Raw genomic sequence first — 14,011 nt, 5'->3', positions numbered from 1 at the left:
CCCCCCCCCCCCCCCCCCCCCCCCCCCCCCCCCCCCCCCCCCCCCCCCCCCCCCCCCCTCCGGCGTGTCAGCGGCCGTCCGGCGCCTGGCGGGCGGCCCGTTCCACGCGGTCGTGGTGCGCGGTCCACCAGTCGGCGCCGCCGTCCGGCAGGTTGTCGGCGTCGGGCCGCAGTCCGGCGGCGCCGTCGATCAGTTCGCGGACGATGTCGGCGTGGCCCGCGTGCCGGTGGATCTCGGTCGTGACGTGGACGAGGGCGCGGTGCAGCGTGAGCACGGCGCGGTCCTCCGGCCACCAGGGGACGCGGCCGGCGGCGTCGAGCGGGAGGGCGGCGATCGTCGCGTCCGAGTGCGCCCGCACCCGCCCGTAGAGGCCGGTGATGTCGGCGCGCGACTCGTCCGGGGTCGCCCACAGGTCGGCGTTCGGCCCGGCGTCCCCGGTGAGCCAGGGGAACGACTCGCCGAACGGCCGGGAGAAGACGTCGCCGAAGTAGCCGATCTCGACGCCCGCGACGTGCTTGACCAGACCGAGCAGGTTCGTGCCGGTCGGGGTCAGCGGGCGGCGGATGTCGTACTCGGACAGGCCGTCGAGCTTCCACAGCAGGACGTCGCGGGCGATGTCCAGGTAGCGCCGCAGATCGGCCTTGGGGTCGTACACGGATGCGGAAGTGCTCATCGGCGCAGTGTGGCACGCCTCTCGCGGCGCGGCCGTCACAGGGAGCAGCAGCCGGTGTCGAGCCCCGGCGGGAGCTGGTCGGGGGAGAAGACGGCGCGGGTGGCGGAGTCGCCGGTGAGGGCGGCGGCGGCCAGCAGGATCGATCCGGCGGTCCAGGTGGTGAGTTCGGCGGGCCAGACGGCGTCGTCCTCGAAGACGTACCCCGTCCAGTAGAGCCCGTTGTCCGCGCGCAGGCGCGCGAGGCCGCGCAGGATCTCGACGGCACGCAGGGTCAGGCCCATCGTCCAGAGGGTGAGGGCCAGTTCGGCGCTCTCGCCGCCGGTGATCCACGGGTTGGGCCGGACGCAGCGCACGCCGAGGCCCGGCACGACGAACGCGTCCCAGTCGGCGGCGAGCCGCGCGCGGGCGGCGCTGCCGCGCACGGCCCCGCTGAGGATCGGGTAGTACCAGTCCATGGAGTAGCGGGACTTGTCGAGGAAACGCTCGGGGTGGCCGCGCAGCGCGTGCCCGAGGCGGCCCGCCGCCAGCTCCCAGTCGGGCTGCGGGCTCCTCTCGCGGCCGGCGAGCGCGAGGGCGCAGCGCAGGGCGTGGTAGCAGGACGCGGAGCCGGTGACGAGCGCGTCCGCGACGGGCGTGCCGTCCGCCTCGCGCCGCCAGCCCAGCTGCCCGCCCGGCTGCTGGAGGTCGAGGACGAACTCGACGGCCGCCACGACCATGGGCCACATGCGGCGGCGGAACGCCTCGTCGCCCGTGGTGAGGTAGTGGTGGAGGACGCCGACGGCCGGGTAGGCGCAGAAGTTGCTCTCGGCGCCCAGGTCGGTGGGGCGGGTGTGGTCGCCGTCGGAGTAGGCGGCGTACCAGGAGCCGTCGGCGTTCTGGTGGCGGGCGAGCCAGTCGTACGCGGCCTCGGCGCGGTCGTGTGCGCCCGCGGTGTCGAGGGCCATGGCGGCCTCGACGTGGTCCCACGGGTCGAGGTGGTGGCCGCGGAACCACGGTATGGCGCCGTCGGTGCGCTGCTCGGCGGCTATGGCGGCGGCGGTGGCGGCGGCCTCGTCGGCGGTGAGGACGCCGGGGAGCGCGGGGCGTTCGCGGTGGCCGGGGGCGGTCACCCGTGCCGCTCCTGCGCGGTCACGGTGTGCGGGGCGCGGGGGGTGTGGGGTTTGGTGGCGTAGACGACGAGGCTCTTGCCGAGCAGCGGGTCGAGGGCGCGCTCGGCGACGCGGGTGGCGAGCGGCCGTTTCATGATGTCCCAGACCAGCAGCTTGTGGTACGCGCGCACCGGCAGCGCCTTGTCGTTGTCCACGCCGAGCGCGCACTTGAGCCACCAGTAGGGCGAGTGCAGCGCGTGCGCGTGGTGGCTGCCGTACGGGCGCAGGCCCGACTCGCGGATGCGCGCGAGGAGTTCACCGGCGCGGTAGATGCGGATGTGGCCGCCCTCGACCTGGTGGTACGCGTCGGACAGGGCCCAGCAGACGCGTTCCGGCCCGTAGCGCGGCACGGTGACGGCGATCCGGCCGCCGGGGCGCAGGACGCGGACGGCCTCGGCGAGCAGGCCCTTGTCGTCCGGGACATGCTCCATGATCTCGGAGACGACGAGCGCGTCGAAGCTGTCGTCGGGGAACGGGAGCGCGAGCGCGTCGCCCTCGACCGCGGCGGCGGTGGCTCCGGCCGGGGCCTCCCCCGCGTCGCGCATGGCGGCGAGCCAGCCCGCGGTGTGGCGGACGTCGTCGCCGTCGCGGTCGAGCGCGACGACGCGGGCGCCGCGCCGGTAGCACTCGAACGCGTGCCGTCCCTGGCCGCAGCCGAGGTCGAGCACCCGGTCGCCGGGGGCGATCGGGAAGCGGGAGAAGTCCACCGTCAGCATGTGTCGGGCGTCCCTTCGCCGGCCGTGCGGCCGGATCGTCGTGGCCGGATCGTCAGGGGCGGCGGCGCTGCTGTGCCAGTGCCGCCCGGTAGTGCTCCGCGGTGCCGATCGCGGCCTGCCGCCAGGTGAAGCGGCGCAGGACGCGTGCGCGGCCCGCGGCGGCGAGGCGGGCGCGCAGGTCCGCGTCGTCCAGCATCCGCGCCAGGGCGGCGGCCAGTGCCCCGGCGTCGCCTGGCGGGACGGCGAGGCAGGTCTCGCCGTCGGGGCCGGCGACCTCGGGGATGGCGCCGCCGGTCGTGGCGACCAGGGGCGTGCCGGCCGCCATTGCCTCGGCGGCGGGCAGGCAGAAGCCCTCGTAGAGGGACGGGACGCAGGCGACCTGCGCGCCGCGTACGAGATCGGCCAGTTCGCCGTCGCCGATGCCGGTGACGAACTCGACGGCGCCGCCGAGGCCGAAGCGGTCCAGCGCGTCCGCGACGGCGCCGGACGCGGGGCGCCTGCCGACGACGACGAGGTGCGCGTCCTGGTGCTCGGTGCGGAGCTTGGCGAGGGCCTCGACCAGGTGCACGAGGCCTTTGAGCGGCACGTCGGCGCTGGATGTGGTGACGATCCTGCCGGGGACGCGGGGGACGGCGGGGTCGGGGTGGAAGACGCGGGTGTCGGCGCCGATGGGGACGACGTGCAGCCGCTCCGGGGGGACGGCGAAGTCCTCGATGATCTCGCGCCTGGACGCGCCGGAGACGGTGAGGACGGACGGCAGGCGGCGGGCGACGCGCTTCTGCATGTGCGTGAAGCCGTACCAGCGGCGCAGGGACCAGCGGCGTTTCCATGTGCCGGCGGCGGCGAGTTCGAGACGGCGGTCCACGGTGATGGGGTGGTGGATGGTGGTGACCAGCGGCAGCCCGGCCCTGCGGGCGCCGCCCAACAGGCCGTACGCGAGCGTCTGGTTGTCGTGCACGACATCGAACTCGCCGCGCCGCGCCAGGAGTTCGCGCCGTGCGCGGAGGGCGAACGTGCGGGGCTCGGGGAAGCCGCCGGTCCGCATCGTCGCGACTTCGAGGACGTCGATCCAGTCGCGGTACTCGTCGCGCTTCGGCGTGCGGAACGGGTCGGGCTCCCGGTAGAGGTCGAGGCTCGGCAGCTCGCGCAGCGTCACCCCGGGGTCGAGCACGGGGTACGGCTGGGCGCCGATGACCTCGACACGGTGGCCCAGCGCGGCCAGTTCACGGGATAGGTGACGGACGTAGACACCCTGTCCGCCGGAGAACGGGTTCCCCTTGTAGCTGAGCAGTGCGACCCGGAGGGGGCGGTCCTCACCAGACTGATGGGTCACGCCCGGCCACTCCCAGGGGTCGTTCTGTCCTCCGGCACCGCGCGGACGCGGCTACTCGCGGGTATCAACATAGCCTGCACACCCCCACGATGCCCCCGCCCGATCAAGGTGATTCCCACCACGCGCCACCGGCGGCGCGGAACCATGACGCGTACCGGCGCGTCGTTGAACAGGGCGGGGAAGTCACGGAGCTGGGGGCGAGATGGGGCGCGCATCCGACTGGAGTCCGGTGGGGATGGACTCGGATCCGACGCCGGGGGATCCGGAGGAGGTCCGTGAGCTGGCGGACGAGTTGCAGACGTTCTCCGATGATGTGGCCGAGGCGCTGGGGAAGGTCCGGGGTCTTGCCTCTGACCGTGCGGTGCAGGACTGGGCGGGCCTGTCGGCGGAGGCGTTCCGTGACGAGTTCGACGGCGTGCCCGGGAACCTGGAGAAGTTGCGGGACTCCTACGACTTGTGCGCGCAGGCGTTACAGACGTACTGGCCGAAGCTCCAGACCGCGCAGGGGCAGGCGGACCGCGCCCTGGACCGGGCGATCGCCGCGCAGGCCGATCTGACGTCGGCGCAGGGTGCGTTGGGGGACGCCCAGGGCTGGGTCGGCCGGGCCGGGGAGGAAGCCGAGCGCCTCCAGCGCGAAGGGGAACGCGACAACGCGCCCCCGCCGGACGAGTCGGAGGTGCGCGCCGCCACCCGTGACCGCCAGGCGGCGGACCAGGCGCGGGAGGCCGCGCAAGCGCGGGTGGACACCGCACAGGACTCCCTGGACGCGGCGCGGGAGCTGGCGCGGCAGGCGAAGGAGATGCGCGAAGAGGCCGCCAGGCAGGCGGCCCGTGACATCGACGAGGCGTCCGACGCGGGGATCCAGAATCGCAAATGGTGGCAGAAGGCCGTCCACTGGGTCACGGAAAACTGGGACACAATAGTCGAAGTGTGCAAGATCGTCGTCGCTGTCCTCGGCGTCGTCGTGATGATCATCGGCGGACCGCTGGCCTGGGTGGTGCTGGCGGCGGCACTCGTCGTCCTCGCGGACACATTGATCAAATACGCGCGCGGCGAAGCAGGACTCCTCGACGTCGCCTTCGCCGCAGTCAGCCCCCGCCCGTACAGTATTTGCTATGAGGGAAACAACAAGAAAGCGAAGGGCACGGGACTTTCGGGCAGTCACCCCGGGAGAACCCGCAGCAATCTACTGCCGGATTTCCAAGGCTGACGACGACGACCAGACTGGCGTTGACCGCCAGGAGCGCCTTTGCCTTGACCAGGCGGAGCGCCTTCAGCTTTCAGTCGAGCCGGGACACATCTACAAGGACAACAACAAGAGCGCATGGCAGCGGAGCCGTAAGCGGCCGAAGTGGGATGCTCTCCTCAAGGGCATGGAGGCGGGCAAGTATCGACACGTGATCGTGTATCACGCGGATCGGTTGATGCGGCAGCCTCACGACCTTGAACGGCTTCTGAGCCTCGCCGACGACAAGCATGTGATTCTGCATGGCCAGGCGAACAACAGGGATCTGTCGAACGCGGACGACCGGTTCATTCTCCGCATCGAGGTTGCGCAGGCGTGCAAGTCTTCGGATGACACGTCACGTCGCGTCCGTGACGCTCTGGAAGACCGGTTCATAGCCGGACTCCCGCACTCGGGACGGCGCCAGTACGGATACACCAAGGACGGCAAACGGATCATCCAGCACGAGGCCGAAATCATCAAAGACGTGTTCCGCCTCTATCTTGAAGGCAGGACCCCCGCCAAGATTGCGCGAACGATACACCAGCGCGGAGAGCTGACGAGCAGGGGAAAGGAGTGGCAGGCCGACACGGTACGCAACCTCCTCCAGTCTCAGCGCGTCGCCGGAATTATCAGCATTGACGACGGGGAAATCCGGATGGGGGCGTGGCCCGCGATTGTCGATCTCGGCACATGGAGGGAAGTTCAAGCGAAGCGCGCCACCCGCTCAGTCCAGGAGAAGGAACGTTGCGCCCAGAAGTACTACTACAAGGCGCGTGGTGTGATCACGTGCACGTGTGGTGTCCGGATGGGCGGCAGCAGCAGCACACGGGGATCGCACATCTACCGGTGCGCCAGGTCGGCCCGGATCGGCGAGAAGCGCTGCACGCGCACCATCGGAGCCGAAGCCGTTGAGAAGGCGCTGACAGAGCTTTCCATCCGCATTCTCGAACGGCTGGACCCGGCAGGCGTGCCCGCCGTATCACCCCGGAGTTCCGAAGATGTAGCGGCGGACGAGGCGGATCGGCGGAAACTCGGAGAGCTTCATGAAATGTGGCTGGCTGACGAGATCACGCGAGCTGAATTCGTCAGGCTCAGGAAGAAGGTAAATGACCGCATTGCGGAGCGGCAGGTATCAGTCATTCAGCGGCCCGTAGTGGCGCTGGAAGGGCTCACCGGCCCGGGAGCGCGAGCGGCTTTCAAGCGGCTTGAGGAGCGCGGGGAATACGAGCGGATCAACGCGGTATTCAGCTTGCTATTCGAAGCGGTCATCATCAAGCCTGCCACCAGGAAGGGAACGGGTCTGGATCTCTCCCGGCTCGAAATACGGCAACACCTCTTGTCCGCTTAGCCGTCCCCGGGGCCGAGAAGCCGCGCCAGTCGTTCAGCGGTTCTCGGCCCCAGCTCCCGAGGGAACTTGGCCGCTTCACGCCGCGCCCATTCCTCCACCGTCTCACCAGACGGGCGTGCCTTCTCTGATCTTTCAGAGTCTCGCGCCGTTACCCCCCCACCCGCCCCCGCCGCCACAGGGCGCGCCGCCGTCGGCCCCGTCCCTTTCTTCGCGTCCTCAGCCATAACCCGACCGCCACTCCCGGCGGGCAGCCGACGCGAACTCCCGGGCCACCGCAGAATCAAGCCGGACACCCCGCGCAATCAAATCCTCAGCCGGAGAAAGACCGCTACCGGCATACGCCCACTCCACACCGACAACCACCGTCGAGCCGGAATCCGCAGCCCGCCATTGCCGCCGCTGCTCCCGCAAAGCCGAGTACGTCAGCGAGAAATTCCGCGACTTGCTGAGCACGTGCCCCCGGAACCCAAGCGTGTGCGCCCAGCGCCTCAGACCAAGCCCGGCGAACTCCCGCCGCCCGCCCAGGCGCCAGCAGGCCCACATCAGGTCCCGCACGTGCCCGCTCACCCGCCGCGCACCGATCTCAGCGGCCGACCGGACCCGAAAGTCCGTCCCACCCGAGTCCCCGACGCTCTTGCTGACGTACTTCGCCAAGTAGCCCGCGATCTCCCGGCCCCCCTGGCGGACTTCGCGCACGTCCCGCTGTGCACCCCACCGGGCCACCCGCCCGTCCGGCAGACCCACCCACGCATCCGCCGCCGCCCGCTCCACCGCCCCAGCGAACGCGTCCACCGCCCACCCGGGAGGCCCAAGCCGGCAAAGACCTGCACCCTCCGGCCCATCAAGCCTGAACAACACGTGGAAGTGCACCGCACCCCGCGCCTGATACTCCGCAACCTTCGCGAACTCCACCCTCGCCACGTCACCCAACCGCGAGCGCGGAACACCCCCCGCCTCAGCCAGCCGCCGCCGAACCCCCCGAACCGTCCGCGCCCACAACTCACCAACCATGGCCTGCCACAACACATGACCGCCGTAGTCGTAACACCCCGCGCACAGCGGCGAGCCCACCACCGCCGACCCCTCCCCATGCACCACCCCACACCCCCGCGCACGACCATGCCGACACGAACCCCGACCCCGCACACACCCACCCGGCCCCGACCGATGCACCACCCCGAAACCCGGCGCCGTCAGCGTCACGAACCACAGCCGCCCGTCGCCGTCACCCCCGCGCTCCAGACCACCCCGCACCAGCCGATACGTATCCCCCGCATGCAACCGGGCACAGGGCTGACACACCCGAGCCCGCCGCGTCCCACACCGCACCGCCAACCGGCCACCCCACCCACCAGCACCAGGCACACGACCCCGCACCCACACCGGCCACTCACAACCACCAGTACCCGCCAGGGACGCCAACGCCCCCGGCTCCTGCGCCACCCGCACCAGATCCGCCCCCACCAGATCCAGCACGGGACGCCCCACCACCCCACCGGCAGGACGCCCCGCACCCCACACCACGCCACCCATGGTGGACCCCTCGCAGACTTCATCCCCAGCACCTCACCTAGACCTGATCCATGAACGCCAACCCCGACGAGCCCGCGTCGAAGGCCGACACGAACACGGCAGAACATTCCCCCACCGATCCCGCCGCAGAGGCCGACTGCACCTCCCACACCGCTCCACCGGCACCCGCCCACCCATCACTAAAACCCCCGCGTGAACGGCCCGACCACGAACCACCAGACCGAGGCCACGATCCCCTCAGCCACCGGGTTCTGCCCGAGAGCAACACCCGCCGCAACCAGCAGAAACGCCAGCCACCAGCGCACCTGGCCCGACCACACCAGCAGCCACGCCGCCAGCAGCAGAAGGACCGCAACCGGCACATCCCCACTCACGACAACCCCTCCCCGCCGTCGAGGAGAGAGGGCAGCACCGGCGCCCGCTCCGACCACCGCACCGCCGCCGCCTCAGCTGCTTCCGGCGATACGTACGCCGACCGGGCCCGCGACCACTCCCCACCCGACCCCGCCACCACCGCCACCCCCGGCTCACCCGGACCGATCGACTGGGCCGCCACCACCGCATCCGGCGACAGATCCCCCAAAGCCATCACCGCCGTTTGCGGATCAGTCACCCTGTGACACACCCGCCCCCCGAGCTGAGCCCGCAACGCTGTCACGCCCGGCCCCAAATCCGACCCGACCCGCTGACCCGCCACCACCAGATACATCCCCAGAGCCCGCCCAAGCTGAGCCAGCCGCAACAGCGACGTTGAGCAAGCCGCCGCAGCCCGCCGCCCCTCCGTCGAACCGTCCGACAAGTACAGCTCGGCGACCTCATCCACCAAGACCACCACCGGCACCGGCCGGTCACCCGGCGCCAGCTCCCACACCGACCGCACGCCAGCCGCCGCACACGCCGCCATCCGGGACGCCAACTCCCGCTCAACCAAACGCTCCAGCAGCCCCCGGGCCTCATCCCTCGAAGTCGCCAACGCCGACAACCGCGCCCCGAACAACCCCAGCTCCATACCCCCCTTCAAATCGATTCCGACCAGGGCAACCGGCTGAGGAGCCAACCGCACCACCAACGCCGCCACCAACGTGGACTTGCCACTCTGCGTAGCCCCAACAAGCAGCCAATGCGGAACCGCCCGGAAATCCAGCGCCCACGGCGACCCGTCATCCAGCAACCCCACCATCGGCCACAACAACGGATCAGCCACTTCCGGCAGCCGCACCACCGACCCCAGCGGATCACTCTGCGTCACATGCACCATCAGCCACCCCCGCCGCAACTCCCTCACCCGCACCCCATGCACCCGCCACGCATGCGCCATCGCCGACGCCGCCCCTACATAGGGGTCCGGCACCTGCCCCGCATGCATCTTCAAGCGGAACGCACACCCGCCCGGCGTCACCCGCACCCGCCACAGCTTCGGCGCCACCGGCCGCACCGCCCGCCCCGCAACCATCCGATCCTTCGACACCAACAACCACGACGGCCGCCGCACCACCGACAACCCACACTCATCCGCCACCCGCCGCCACGACCACCGCACCCGCAACACCAACAACGGCCCCCCGACGAGGTACCAACGCCCCCACCCACGCCACCAACGCCCCAACCACACACGCCACCACCACCCCGCGACGCCAGCCACACACACCACCACAGCCACCAGCCACCACAGGTCAGCGCTCATACCACGCCACCTGACCAGCAGACCCCGACGACGACGGCGACGACGACGGCGACGGCGACCAGGCCGACGAAGACGAACCCGACGCCGAGGCCGCCGCCGTCACCCCCTCCACCAACGCCCGCGCATCAGCCGCAGCAGAAGCAGCCTCCATCGCGACCGCTTGCAACACCGACACCGCCACCAGCGGATCACGCGTCGCGCCGAGCACCGCCTCATAGCCGCGAAGCAGCGCCAGCCGACGCAACAGCTCACCCATAGCCACCTGACCCGAAGGCAACTCCCGCATCACTTCTCACCCCCCGCCGGACGCTTCGCCGCCGCCCCCGACACATGCACACCCCGCGCCCGCCAACTCACACCGGACCGCCCATCAATCGACCACTGCACCGCTTCCAGATCCTCAAGACGGACCCACGCCCCCGGCTCCATCTCCGGCACCGCCGGAGCCGTCAACGTGATCTCCAGCACCTCAGCCCGCCGCGTCTCCACATCCCGTACCGCCACCCCCACCACCCACTGCGGACGACCCTCCCTGTCCGTCCGCTGCTGCCCCGCCGGATCGGTCTTCGGCCCCGGCGGCACCACCACCATGCACGCCCCAAGACGCCTGTCATCCACAGGTATCACCTGCACACCAATCACCCCTTCGTCCTGCTTGGCAAGCTGAATCTTGCCAAGTAAGGCGTGATCATGCCTTGGCAACCAGTGGCTTGCCAAGTGGAAATAGGATGCGACTTACCTACCCGAGGAAGGCAGGCACCCCATGCCACCCGTGACCGACCGCGCAGCCGCCATCGCAGCCGCCATCGCCGACCAGATCAGCCAAGGCACCTACCCCACCGGCACCCAACTCCCGAGCCATGCAGCCCTCTGCGAGACCTACGGCGCCACCCGTCCCACCATCCAAGAAGCGCTACGCCTCCTCCACCACCAGCACCTCATCACCAGCAGCCAAGGCATCGGCACCTTCGTTGCCCGGACCGCACCCCCCACCATCAACCGCACGCCTTCCCCTCACCGTGAGCCCACCCACCCCATCGAACCCCCCGTCATCACCCGCGTAACGCTGGCCGACATCGAGGCCGCACTACTCGACTTGGACCCCGGCACACCCGCGTTCGCCGTCTCGCGACTCGTGATGGACGTTGAGACACGCGTCCGCGCCCTGCACAGGATCTTGCTCCCCTACCCCACCGCCGCCGCCCACGACGACGCGGCCCTCACCACCCCTAGCACGAGCCCCGCGGAGCTGTACACCGCACTAGCCCGACACCACCGGCGCCTCACCTGGTGGGAAACCATCACCACCCGCACCGCCACCCCCGATGAAGCCATCGCCCTCCAGATCCCCCGCCGCTCCGGCCACGTACTCATCACCACCCGCACCACCCGAGGCCGCCGAGACACACCGCTCCTCCTAGAGCACACGACCAGCAGCGCCACCGCCGCCACCATCGCCTACCGACTCACCTCCGCACCCACCACCGCCCGCACCAAGACCACCTGAACCGCGCCTGGTCCAAACTTTCTCTACTCGTTCAAGGCGCGCCTGACGGCGCGCGGCGGCCCCGGCCGCCCCGGCGGGCATGCGGACCTCCGGCCGGTCCCGCCGGGCGCCCAGCCGCCCACCCGCAACCACCCCAAACACGAGAAGGGCCCCGCACCAGGGGGCCCTTCTCCGATCCACGCCGTCACTTCGGTTTGCACCTGCGCTTATGATCAGCAAGCGCATTCGTCTCATTCTGAAAACCCGTCAGCGGCACATTCGTCCGGCACTCCGCACAGACCAGCCGACGCGCCCCAGAACGGCTCTTCTCAATCCGAGGACTTCGACGCCCAAACACTCAATCACCCCTATCCGAGAACCCGACCACGATACCGCCGCCGCCAAATCCGCAGAACCCCCCGAGAGCGACGGCGACGCAGCCCCCGCGCCACGCCCCGCATCACCACAGGATCACCCCGCATCACCACCACCGGACGGCCGGCATCACCCACGGTCACCGGACTCGCCCGCACCAACCGCAAGTCCCACCCGGCCCGTTCAAGCGCCGCGTTGCACTCGTCCGCCGCCGCAGCAGCCTCCCGCCATCGCGCCACGTACGGCACCCCCGGCACGTACACACTGGACGCCATTTCGGCGTCCCAATCACCACACGGCATACCCACAGCGCCCCACCCTCCAAATGCACGTGCATCTTGCACACACCGCTTCAAGGCCGACCACACTACATGTTCAGACCCTCTGCAAAACAGGCAAGGAACAGGTAAAGCGGGGTCCACAGAAAGGATTTTTGCGGACCCCGCTCACCATCAGCTACGCGAAATCCCCACCACCAGGGAGACTTCTACCGATCCCGGACAATGTACGACTGTGAAACGTAACCCACAGTGCCCGTCAGCCCTGTGACGGAGGACCGCACGATCGCCCGAGCCCACCGGTGCCCGTTGTCACTCGGACCGTACGCGGGGGTCACGTAGACCCGATCGCCGGGGAACAGCAGGCCCCTGATCGTCCCCGCCGTACTCGGACCCGACCTCAACCGCAACCCATTCCCAGTCACCCGCGCAGGCCCCCAAACCTGATGGGCCGTCATTGTGGAAGCCGAGGACGGCACCGCACCCACCGCACACGGCGGAACCTCCCGACACTGCACCTGACTCCGCGCGAGGAACGCCAGCTCCGATATTCGCGCCGCCCGCTCCGCCTCCTTCGCCTCCTTCGCCTCCTGGCGCGCCTCCTGGATGAGATACGCCTCCACCGGCCCCACCATCGGCCCCCTGGGATCATCCGGTGTGTCCGCCGCCGACGCCACCCCCGAACCGACCGCCAGCAACCCACCCACCAGCAGACCCACAAAACGGTTCACCTTCACGTCCACTCCCTTGGCAACTCAATGCTTGCCAACCCATGCTTGGCAAGCTGAAGTCTGCCAAGTGTCGATACGTGGGCCCCGAACCGCAATCGCATTTCGAGCCCACCGGACCAGGCCCCACCATCACCACGAAGAGCAACCCGCATGCCCAAGCCGGCACCAGACACAACCGGACACAACAGGCAGACACCCGAAGCGCCCGTCACACAGAGAGAAGCCCCGCAGCTCTCGTCAGACTGCGGGGCCTTGCCGGGGGAGAGGACTTGCGGTCAGCCGCCCAACTCACCTCGTGCGACAGCTGCTACAAACTGGTTCCACGTTGAGTGGTCGAAGAGGACGACCGAGCCATGTTCGTCCTTGCTGTCGCGGACGGGTGCGGCGTTCGGCAGTTCTCCCAACTCCAAGCAGTTACCGCCGTTCGTGCTGTAGCTGCTTCTATGCCATCTCACAGGCGCCGTCATCAAAGCTCCTTCAAGTGCTTGCCGATCAGTTCGGCACTCGCCTCGGGCGACAGGGCCACGGCCCTCAGAAGATCATAGGTGTGTGCGGCAGCAGAGACTTCAGCAGCGTCCAGCGCAGTTCGCCCTTGAGAAAAGCCGTCCACGTAGAGAACGTCTGGGCCTTCATCGAAGGAGAGCACCGTCAGGGGCCCGGCCAGACCAGCATGCGCAACTACCGTACGGGGCACTACCTGAATCACATTCCGTGGATCACGACCAGCACTCAGTAGGCGTTCAAGCTGAAGGCCGAAGACCTTCCGACCGCCGATGGGACGGCTGAGGACGTTCTCATCCACAACGAACCAGGTTCGTGGTGGGGTCTGCCGCTCGAATACCTCTTGGCGGGTCATACGCGCGGCTACCAGGTCTTCGAGGTTGTCCGGACGTACCGCCGCGAGCATCGCTCGGGCGTAGTCCTCTGTCTGGAGCAAGCCCGGCACAATTTGACTCTCGAAGACGCGCATGGCGCTCGCATCCCGTTCAAGCTCGATGAACGGCAAGAACCAGCTTGGGTAGGCGTACTTGATCACCAGGGGGTACAGCCGTTCGAAGTGCCCGCCAGTGTTGAACGCTCGATCAAGATCTTGGGCCAAGTCGTGTGACGGCACTCGCCGCGCCGCCTCGACTTTGCTGAGCATGGACTGCGTTGTGAACGCGCGCCGAGCCGCTTCTTCCTGCGATACCTGCTGATCAAGGCGGATGCGGCGCAACTCCGAGCCAAAGAAGGCCAGGAGTGAAGACGTTGGGTCGGGCGCGTCGGTTTCGACGGTCAAAAGTTCCTCCCGTTCCATGACAAGGCGCGTGTCATGACGGTGCGTCATGACTGCTTACTGGTCATGACGTTAGCCCTAGTAAGGGTACGCAGCCGGGGCAAGCCTTGGACCTACGTCGCCCGAACGAGAGGGGCAGCCTATGAGCCAGTCCAACGATCCGACCACCGGCAGGCAGGCGTCGAACCTATCCGTTCTTCTC

The 14,011-nt window shown here is 69.3% G+C and carries 14 protein-coding genes; 3 read left to right on the top strand and 11 right to left on the bottom strand.

Annotated elements, in window-relative coordinates:
• Window positions 1-67: 67 nt before the first annotated feature.
• From ACL02R_RS29460 to ACL02R_RS29445, 4 genes are read right to left on the bottom strand one after another with little or no spacing between them, the layout of a single operon-like run.
• On the bottom strand, window positions 68-673 hold the full coding sequence (locus tag ACL02R_RS29460; protein ID WP_412800019.1) for a DinB family protein: 606 nt from the start codon (window positions 671-673) through the stop codon (window positions 68-70).
• A gap of 35 nt (window positions 674-708) precedes the next feature.
• Window positions 709-1,782 carry a prenyltransferase/squalene oxidase repeat-containing protein gene (locus ACL02R_RS29455; RefSeq protein WP_412800018.1) on the bottom strand — a complete coding sequence of 358 codons (1,074 nt, stop codon included), beginning with the start codon at window positions 1,780-1,782 and terminating at the stop codon, window positions 709-711.
• Entirely contained in the window at window positions 1,779-2,537 is a 759-nt protein-coding gene (locus tag ACL02R_RS29450; protein WP_412800017.1) for a class I SAM-dependent methyltransferase, read from the bottom strand. The genes ACL02R_RS29455 and ACL02R_RS29450 overlap by 4 nt, the downstream gene beginning before the upstream one ends.
• 52 nt (window positions 2,538-2,589) lie before the next feature.
• Window positions 2,590-3,870, bottom strand: coding sequence for a glycosyltransferase family 4 protein (locus ACL02R_RS29445; RefSeq protein WP_412800016.1), 1,281 nt, complete (start codon window positions 3,868-3,870; stop codon window positions 2,590-2,592).
• Between the two features lie 202 nt (window positions 3,871-4,072).
• Here ACL02R_RS29445 and ACL02R_RS29440 point away from each other — a divergent pair, with 202 nt between their 5' ends.
• Both ACL02R_RS29440 and ACL02R_RS29435 read left to right on the top strand, forming a co-directional pair.
• Window positions 4,073-5,080 (top strand): putative T7SS-secreted protein, encoded by a 1,008-nt coding sequence (locus ACL02R_RS29440; RefSeq protein WP_412800015.1) that lies wholly within the window; start codon window positions 4,073-4,075, stop codon window positions 5,078-5,080.
• Window positions 4,986-6,446: a recombinase family protein gene (locus ACL02R_RS29435; protein ID WP_412800014.1), complete on the top strand. Its 1,461-nt coding sequence runs from the start codon at window positions 4,986-4,988 to the stop codon at window positions 6,444-6,446. Before ACL02R_RS29440 ends, ACL02R_RS29435 begins: the two co-directional genes overlap by 95 nt.
• A 216-nt stretch (window positions 6,447-6,662) precedes the next feature.
• On the opposite strand, the gene ACL02R_RS29430 is transcribed toward ACL02R_RS29435, so the two are convergent.
• From ACL02R_RS29430 to ACL02R_RS29410, 5 genes are all read right to left on the bottom strand, one after another.
• Window positions 6,663-7,979 (bottom strand): replication initiator, encoded by a 1,317-nt coding sequence (locus ACL02R_RS29430; RefSeq protein WP_412800013.1) that lies wholly within the window; start codon window positions 7,977-7,979, stop codon window positions 6,663-6,665.
• 179 nt (window positions 7,980-8,158) lie between these two features.
• Window positions 8,159-8,353 (bottom strand): hypothetical protein, encoded by a 195-nt coding sequence (locus tag ACL02R_RS29425; protein WP_412800012.1) that lies wholly within the window; start codon window positions 8,351-8,353, stop codon window positions 8,159-8,161.
• Complete coding sequence (locus tag ACL02R_RS29420) at window positions 8,350-9,663, bottom strand: FtsK/SpoIIIE domain-containing protein (protein ID WP_412800011.1); 1,314 nt, start codon at window positions 9,661-9,663, stop codon at window positions 8,350-8,352. The genes ACL02R_RS29425 and ACL02R_RS29420 overlap by 4 nt, the downstream gene beginning before the upstream one ends.
• The gene (locus ACL02R_RS29415) at window positions 9,653-9,919 is read right to left on the bottom strand and encodes a hypothetical protein (RefSeq protein WP_412800010.1); all 267 of its coding nucleotides are present in this window, start codon (window positions 9,917-9,919) and stop codon (window positions 9,653-9,655) included. Before ACL02R_RS29415 ends, ACL02R_RS29420 begins: the two co-directional genes overlap by 11 nt.
• Before the next feature lie 29 nt (window positions 9,920-9,948).
• Window positions 9,949-10,380: a hypothetical protein gene (locus ACL02R_RS29410; protein WP_412800009.1), complete on the bottom strand. Its 432-nt coding sequence runs from the start codon at window positions 10,378-10,380 to the stop codon at window positions 9,949-9,951.
• 55 nt (window positions 10,381-10,435) lie between these two features.
• Between ACL02R_RS29410 and ACL02R_RS29405 the strand changes: the two genes are divergently transcribed.
• Complete coding sequence (locus tag ACL02R_RS29405) at window positions 10,436-11,170, top strand: GntR family transcriptional regulator (RefSeq protein ID WP_412800008.1); 735 nt, start codon at window positions 10,436-10,438, stop codon at window positions 11,168-11,170.
• A 1,638-nt stretch (window positions 11,171-12,808) separates the two neighbouring features.
• On the opposite strand, the gene ACL02R_RS29400 is transcribed toward ACL02R_RS29405, so the two are convergent.
• Both ACL02R_RS29400 and ACL02R_RS29395 read right to left on the bottom strand, forming a co-directional pair.
• The gene (locus ACL02R_RS29400; RefSeq protein ID WP_412800007.1) at window positions 12,809-13,000 is read right to left on the bottom strand and encodes a DUF397 domain-containing protein; all 192 of its coding nucleotides are present in this window, start codon (window positions 12,998-13,000) and stop codon (window positions 12,809-12,811) included.
• Window positions 13,000-13,812 carry a helix-turn-helix domain-containing protein gene (locus ACL02R_RS29395; protein ID WP_412800020.1) on the bottom strand — a complete coding sequence of 271 codons (813 nt, stop codon included), beginning with the start codon at window positions 13,810-13,812 and terminating at the stop codon, window positions 13,000-13,002. Before ACL02R_RS29395 ends, ACL02R_RS29400 begins: the two co-directional genes overlap by 1 nt.
• Between the last annotated feature and the right edge of the window lie 199 nt (window positions 13,813-14,011).

This window comes from Streptomyces sp. MS19, assembly GCF_047200595.1.
Lineage (GTDB): Bacteria > Actinomycetota > Actinomycetes > Streptomycetales > Streptomycetaceae > Streptomyces.
Note: the sequence above shows the minus strand (reverse complement) of the source record. Positions and strands in the feature narration are given on the sequence as shown.